Annotated in this window: 5 protein-coding genes and 1 pseudogene; 4 read left to right on the plus strand and 2 right to left on the minus strand. The window is 64.1% G+C overall.

Going from position 1 to position 6390, the window contains the following annotated elements; all coding sequences use genetic code 11:
- Positions 1-178 (minus strand): NAD-binding protein (locus tag GWG65_RS39750; protein ID WP_342760716.1); only part of this gene is annotated, 178 nt, incomplete at its 3' end.
- Between the two features lie 203 nt (positions 179-381).
- On the opposite strand from GWG65_RS39750, the gene GWG65_RS39755 reads away from it, so the two are divergent.
- From GWG65_RS39755 to GWG65_RS39770, 4 genes are all read left to right on the plus strand, one after another.
- On the plus strand, positions 382-1449 hold the full coding sequence (locus tag GWG65_RS39755) for an acyltransferase family protein (RefSeq protein WP_275200847.1): 1068 nt from the start codon (positions 382-384) through the stop codon (positions 1447-1449).
- A 202-nt stretch (positions 1450-1651) separates the two neighbouring features.
- Positions 1652-4717, plus strand: a complete 3066-nt coding sequence (polA, locus tag GWG65_RS39760) for a DNA polymerase I (protein WP_275200848.1) — start codon at positions 1652-1654, stop codon at positions 4715-4717.
- A 34-nt stretch (positions 4718-4751) separates the two neighbouring features.
- Positions 4752-5387 (plus strand): LysE family translocator, encoded by a 636-nt coding sequence (locus tag GWG65_RS39765; protein ID WP_275200849.1) that lies wholly within the window; start codon positions 4752-4754, stop codon positions 5385-5387.
- A gap of 79 nt (positions 5388-5466) precedes the next feature.
- Positions 5467-6102, plus strand: coding sequence for a LysE family translocator (locus GWG65_RS39770; protein ID WP_275200850.1), 636 nt, complete (start codon positions 5467-5469; stop codon positions 6100-6102).
- Between the two features lie 167 nt (positions 6103-6269).
- Here the strand turns inward: GWG65_RS39770 and GWG65_RS39775 are convergent.
- A pseudogene (locus GWG65_RS39775) lies at positions 6270-6390 on the minus strand (ISAs1 family transposase); the annotation flags it as partial.

Raw genomic sequence — 6390 nt, forward strand, 5'->3', positions numbered from 1 at the left:
TGACATTGGTCGCGACCAGCTCGTCGAGGCCGGGCTCGTAGATCGGGATCTCGCCGCGATGGAGCGCCGCAATCTTCTTCTCGTCCTTGTCGACGCAGGTGACGTCGTGACCGAAATCCGCAAAGCAGGCTCCGGACACCAGTCCCACATAGCCCGTGCCGATCATCGCAATTCGCATGGAAAAAACCTGTCTGCCTTGGTTAACGAAACGCCAATGCGGGCGGTTTAGCATTTTCCCGGGGTGGGGGAACAGTCAGTACGCAAAAACCGGCACACGAATTGTACCGGTAAAGAAATCGTAAGCCGCATGGCGCCACACTGCCCCAAGACTGCTCAAAGTCCAGACAGAGCCGGCCGGAACACGCCTCGAAAAGGGACACCATGGCACCATCAGGCACAATCGCTGCGAGCGGGGGACTCAAGGCCCCGGCTGCCGCGCGTGTCGACTGGATCGACTATGCCAAGGGCATCTGCATCGTCATGGTCGTGATGATGCATTCGGTGCTCGGGGTCGAGCTCGCCGCCGGCGAGACCGGTTTTATGCATGTGCTGGTGGCCTTCGCAAAGCCGTTCCGGATGCCGGATTTCTTCCTGATTTCGGGCCTGTTCCTGCCCCTGGTGATCGACCGGGACTGGCGCACCTATCTCGACCGCAAGGTGGTGCATTTCGCCTATTTCTATGTCGTCTGGGTGACAATCCAGTTCGCCTTCAAGGCGCCCGCCTTCGCAACGGAGACGAGCTGGCGCGACGCCGGCCTTCTGTATCTTGAATCCTTCGTCGAGCCGTTCGGCACGCTCTGGTTCATCTATCTCTTGCCGATCTTCTTCGTCGTCACAAAACTGACACGGCGGATCCCGCCGCCCGCGATCTGGCTCGTTGCGGCAGCGCTGGAGACGGCGCGGATCGCGACCGGCTGGACCGTGATCGACGAGTTCTGCGCGCGCTTCGTCTACTTCTATTCGGGCTATTTGTTCGCGCCTTACGTGTTCACGCTGTCGGATCGCGCGCGCAACCATCCCGCATGGACGCTCGTGGCACTCGCAAGCTGGGTGGTCATCGACGCCGGCGCCGTCGCCTATGGCGTAAGCGAATGGAAGATCGTATCGCTCGCGCTCGGCTTTGCCGGCGCCTGCGCCATCATCGCATCGGGCTCGCTGCTGGCGCGCGCCCATTGGCTCAATGTCCTGCGCTTCTGCGGCAAGCATTCGATCGTGATCTATCTCGCCTTCTTCCTGCCGATGGCGGCCACGCGAACGCTGCTGCTGCGCACCGGCGTCATTCCCGACATCGGCACGGTGTCGCTGATCGTCACCATCGCCGGCGTGATCGGATCGCTCGCGATCTGGCAGGCCGCGTTACGGCTCGGCGGCAATTTCCTGTTCGAGCGGCCGGATGCGTTCTGGATCGCGCCGAAGAAGGCGGGAGCCGTGCTGCAGGCGGCGGAGTAGCTGTCATGCCCCGCGAAGGCGGGGCATCCAGTATTCCAGAGGCAGCAGCCGCGTTCGGAAAGGCCGCGGCGTACTGGATTCCCCGCCTTCGCGGGGAATGACAGTGGAATGCGCGAAATGACAGTGGGGATAGCCGCGCCGCCGGCCCAAAATTCCCCCTCTCAAGGCTGTCAAAATCCGCAAAAATTCATACATTGCGGCCATGCCCAAGACATCCCCGAAGACCACCGCCAAGTCTGAGACGCCTCAGTCCGAGACCAAGGCCGACACCAAGCCCGCTGCTGCCAAACCGGTCACCGCAAAGCCGGCCGGCAAGGGCGATCACGTCTTCCTGGTCGATGGTTCCTCCTACATCTTCCGCGCCTATCACGCGCTGCCGCCGCTGAACCGAAAATCAGACGGCCTCCAGGTCAATGCCGTGCTCGGCTTCTGCAACATGCTGTGGAAGCTGCTCCGCGAGATGCCCGAGGACAACCGGCCGACCCATCTGGCGATCATCTTCGACAAGTCGGAAATCACGTTCCGCAACAAGATCTTTCCCGATTACAAGGCGCACCGGCCGCCGGCCCCGGATGATCTGATCCCGCAATTTGCACTGATCCGCGAGGCCGTGCGCGCCTTCGACCTGCCCTGCCTGGAACAGGTGGGCTTCGAGGCCGACGATCTGATCGCGACCTATGTGCGGCAGGCCTGCGAGCGCGGCGCGACCGCAACCATCGTGTCCTCCGACAAGGATCTGATGCAGCTCGTGACCGATTGCGTCACCATGTACGACACCATGAAGGATCGCCGCATCGGCGTTGCCGAGGTAATCGAGAAGTTCGGCGTGCCGCCGAACAAGGTGGTGGAGGTACAGGCGCTGGCCGGCGATTCCACCGACAACGTGCCGGGCGTGCCTGGCATCGGCGTCAAGACCGCGGCGCAACTGATCGTCGAATATGGCGACCTTGAGCAATTGCTGTTCCGCGCCGGCGAGATCAAGCAGCCCAAGCGGCGCGAGGCGCTGATCGAGAATGCCGAGAAGGCGCGTATCTCGCGACAGCTCGTGCTGCTCGACGACAAGGTTGAGCTGGAGGTGCCGCTGGACGATCTGGCGGTCCACGAGCCCGACGCCCGCAAGCTGATCGCCTTCCTGAAGGCTATGGAGTTCACGACGCTGACGCGACGCGTCGCCGACTATTCGCAGATCGATCCAGCGAACGTGGATGCCGATCCCGGCTATACCAGCGGCGCCAGCGTCTTCTCGCCGCTGCCGCCGTCCGACGTCGTGCCTGCGCCAGGAGCGGGCGAACCGGCGCAAGCCGCGCCGGGTGAGCGCAACAAATCGGCGAGCAAGGACGACAAAGCCGCGAGCCCCAAGGGCGCGCCGATCTCGCTCGCCGCCGCGCGCGAAGAGGCCTTGCGAAAACTTCCGGTCGACCGCGGCAAGTACCAGACGATCAAGACTCTTGCCGCGCTCAATGCCTTCGTCGCGCGCATTCACGATACCGGCCATGTCGCGATCGAGATCCGCGCCAACTCCATCGATCCGATGCAGGCCGATCTCTGCGGCATCGCTCTGGCGCTGGCGCCGAACGATGCCTGCTATGTGCCGCTGGCGCACAAGCAATCCGGCGGTGGCGCCGGCCTGTTCGATGCCGGCCTCGCGCCCGATCAGGTCAAGCATGCCGACGCGATCGAAGCGCTGCGGCCGGTGCTGGAGTCATCAGGCATTCTCAAGATCGGCTTCGACATCAAGTTCAGCGCCGTCATGCTGGCGCAGCACAGCATCACGCTGCGCAACATCGACGATGCGCAACTGATTTCCTATGTGCTCGATGCCGGCCGCGGCTCGCATGCGCTCGAGCAGCTCTCGGAACGCTGGTTCGGCCTCGCCATGCTGAAGGAGAGCGAGCTGCTCGGCAACGGCAAGGGCAAGATCACCTTCGACCAGGTGCCGATCGACAAGGCCGCACCGCTTTCGGCGGAAGGCGCCGACGTGACGTTGCGGGTGTGGCGCGTGCTGAAGCCGCGCCTCGTCGCCGAGCACATGACCACGGTCTACGAAACCCTGGAGCGGCCCCTGGTCTCGGTGCTCGCGCGCATGGAGCGGCGCGGCATCTCGATCGATCGCCAGGTGCTGTCGCGCCTCTCCGGCGACTTCGCCCAGACCGCAGCCCGCGTCGAAGCCGAGATCCAGGCGATCGCGGGCGAGCCGGTCAATGTCGGCAGCCCCAAGCAGATCGGCGATATCCTGTTTGGCAAGATGGGATTGCCCGGCGGCAGCAAGACCAAGACCGGCGCGTGGTCGACCACCGCGCAGGTGCTCGACGAACTCGCCGAGCAGGGTCACGATCTCCCGAAGAAGATCCTGGAGTGGCGCCAGGTCTCCAAGCTGAAATCGACCTACACCGACGCGCTGCCGACCTACGTCAATCCGCAGACCCATCGCGTCCACACCACCTACGCGCTGGCAGCGACCACGACCGGCCGGCTGTCGTCGAACGAGCCGAATTTGCAGAACATTCCGGTGCGCACCGAGGACGGCAGAAAAATCCGCCGCGCCTTCATCGCGACACCGGGACACAAGCTGGTCTCAGCCGACTACTCGCAGATCGAGCTGCGGCTGCTCGCAGAGATCGCCGACATTCCGGTGTTGAAACAGGCATTCAAGGACGGTCTCGACATTCACGCCATGACGGCATCCGAAATGTTCGGCGTGCCGATCAAGGGCATGCCAAGCGAAATCCGGCGCCGCGCCAAGGCGATCAATTTCGGCATCATCTACGGCATCTCGGCGTTTGGGCTGGCCAACCAGCTCGGCATCGCCCGCGAAGAGGCGTCGGCCTACATCAAGAAATACTTCGAGCGCTTCCCCGGCATCCGCGCCTATATGGACGAGACCCGCGATTTCTGCCGGAGCCACGGCTATGTCACCACCCTGTTCGGCCGCAAGTGCCATTATCCCGACATCAAGGCCTCGAACGCCTCGGTACGCGCCTTCAACGAACGCGCCGCGATCAATGCGCGGCTTCAGGGCACCGCGGCCGACATCATCCGCCGCGCCATGACGCGGGTTGAGGACGCCCTGGCCGAGAAGAAGCTCTCGGCGCAGATGCTGCTCCAGGTGCACGACGAGCTGATCTTCGAGGTGCCGGACGCCGAGGTCGCGGCGACGCTGCCGGTCGTGCAGCACGTGATGCAGGACGCGCCGTTCCCGGCCGTGCTGCTCTCGGTGCCGCTGCATGTGGATGCACGCGCGGCGACGAACTGGGACGAGGCGCATTGATCCGGTACAGCGATCGTGCGCGGGGGCCAACTGTTTGAGTGATCTCAGCCCGCTGCTCGCTTTCGCGCTGACTGTGCTCGTGATCGAGGTCACACCCGGCCCAAACATGACCTATCTCGCGGCACTGTCGCTTTCCAGCGGCATGCGCACGGGTTTTGCCGCCGTTGCCGGCATCGCTCTGGGCCTAATGACCTACGGCGTGATCGCGGCATTTGGCCTCGCCGCCGTGATCGATCATTCGCCCCTGCTCTACGGCCTGCTGCGATGGGGCGGCGTCGGCTACCTGCTGTGGCTTGCCTGGGAGGCATGGTCGGGCAAGGAGGACATCGCGCCCGACGCGGCAGGCGATGGCGAAGCGCGGCCGTGGCCGGCCTTCCGGCGCGGCCTGATCACCAACCTGCTCAATCCGAAAGCCGCTGTGTTCTATGTGGCCGTCCTGCCTGAATTCGTGCACGCCGAAGCCGGAGCAGTTGTCCGGCAGACCCTGGTTCTCAGCATTGCCTATGTCGCGATCGCGACCTCGATCCACGCGACGATCGTCGCGCTTGCGGGATCGCTGCAATCGATCATCGACGTCGCGAGCAACCGCGGCACGGTTCGGCGTGTGTTCGCCCTGGCCCTGGTCGGGATCGCCCTGTGGTTCGCCTTCATAACGGGCCGCGTGAGCTGAATTGTCCTCCGAGCAATTGCGCGCTGGCCGCGCTGTGCCGCGCATATTAGAACCGTGCCGTCGCCACACCGGTTCGCCCATGCCCCACACCTCCGCCCTGCTCGGCTTCGCACTTGTCTGCCTCGGCCTCGTGCTCACGCCGGGGCCGAACATGATCTATCTGATCTCGCGCTCGATCACGCAGGGACCGGCAGCGGGCATCGTCTCGCTCGGCGGCGTGGCGCTCGGCTTCGTGCTCTACATGCTGTGCGCGGCGTTCGGGATCACGGCGCTGCTGCTCGCCATTCCCTTTGCCTATGATGCGCTGCGCTTCGCCGGTGCGGGCTATCTGCTGTGGCTCGCCTGGCAGGCGGTGAAGCCCGGCGGACGCTCGCCGTTTAAGGTCAAGCAGCTCGCGATCGACAGCCCGCGCAAACTGTTCGCGATGGGGTTCGTCACCAATTTGCTCAATCCGAAGATCGCGATGCTGTATCTGGCGCTGCTGCCGCAGTTCATCGATCCCACCGCCGGCAGCGTGCTGACGCAGTCGGTGGTGCTGGGTGCAATCCAGATCGCGATCAGCGTCAGCGTGAATGCGATGATCGCGCTTGCCGCCGGCTCGATCGCGCTGTTCCTCGCGAGCCGGCCAAGCTGGATGCTGGTACAGCGCTGGCTGATGGGCACAGTGCTCGCCGGGCTCGCGGTGCGGATGGCGGTCGAGGCGAAGAGGGTGTGATGTGCTCTTCACCCTCCCCTGGAGGGGGAGGGTCGGCTCACATTGAGCGTAGCGAAATGCGAGACGGGGTGGGGTGACGGTCTCTCCCCATCCAACAGTGCCCGATTGGAGAGATCACCCCACCCCGCTCGCGCTTCGCGTGATCGACCCTCCCCTGAAGGGCAGGGCTATCGCATGTTCAGAAGCATGTCGACGAGGAAGCTGTCGTCCCAAGCGGCCCGTTTGAGCTTGCCCCGCAAAGAGGTTTTTGTGTCGGGATGAGCGCGAGCAATATTGAGGGCAAGTCGG

Source organism: Bradyrhizobium sp. CSA207, assembly GCF_029051685.1.
In the GTDB taxonomy this organism is placed as follows: Bacteria; Pseudomonadota; Alphaproteobacteria; order Rhizobiales; family Xanthobacteraceae; genus Bradyrhizobium.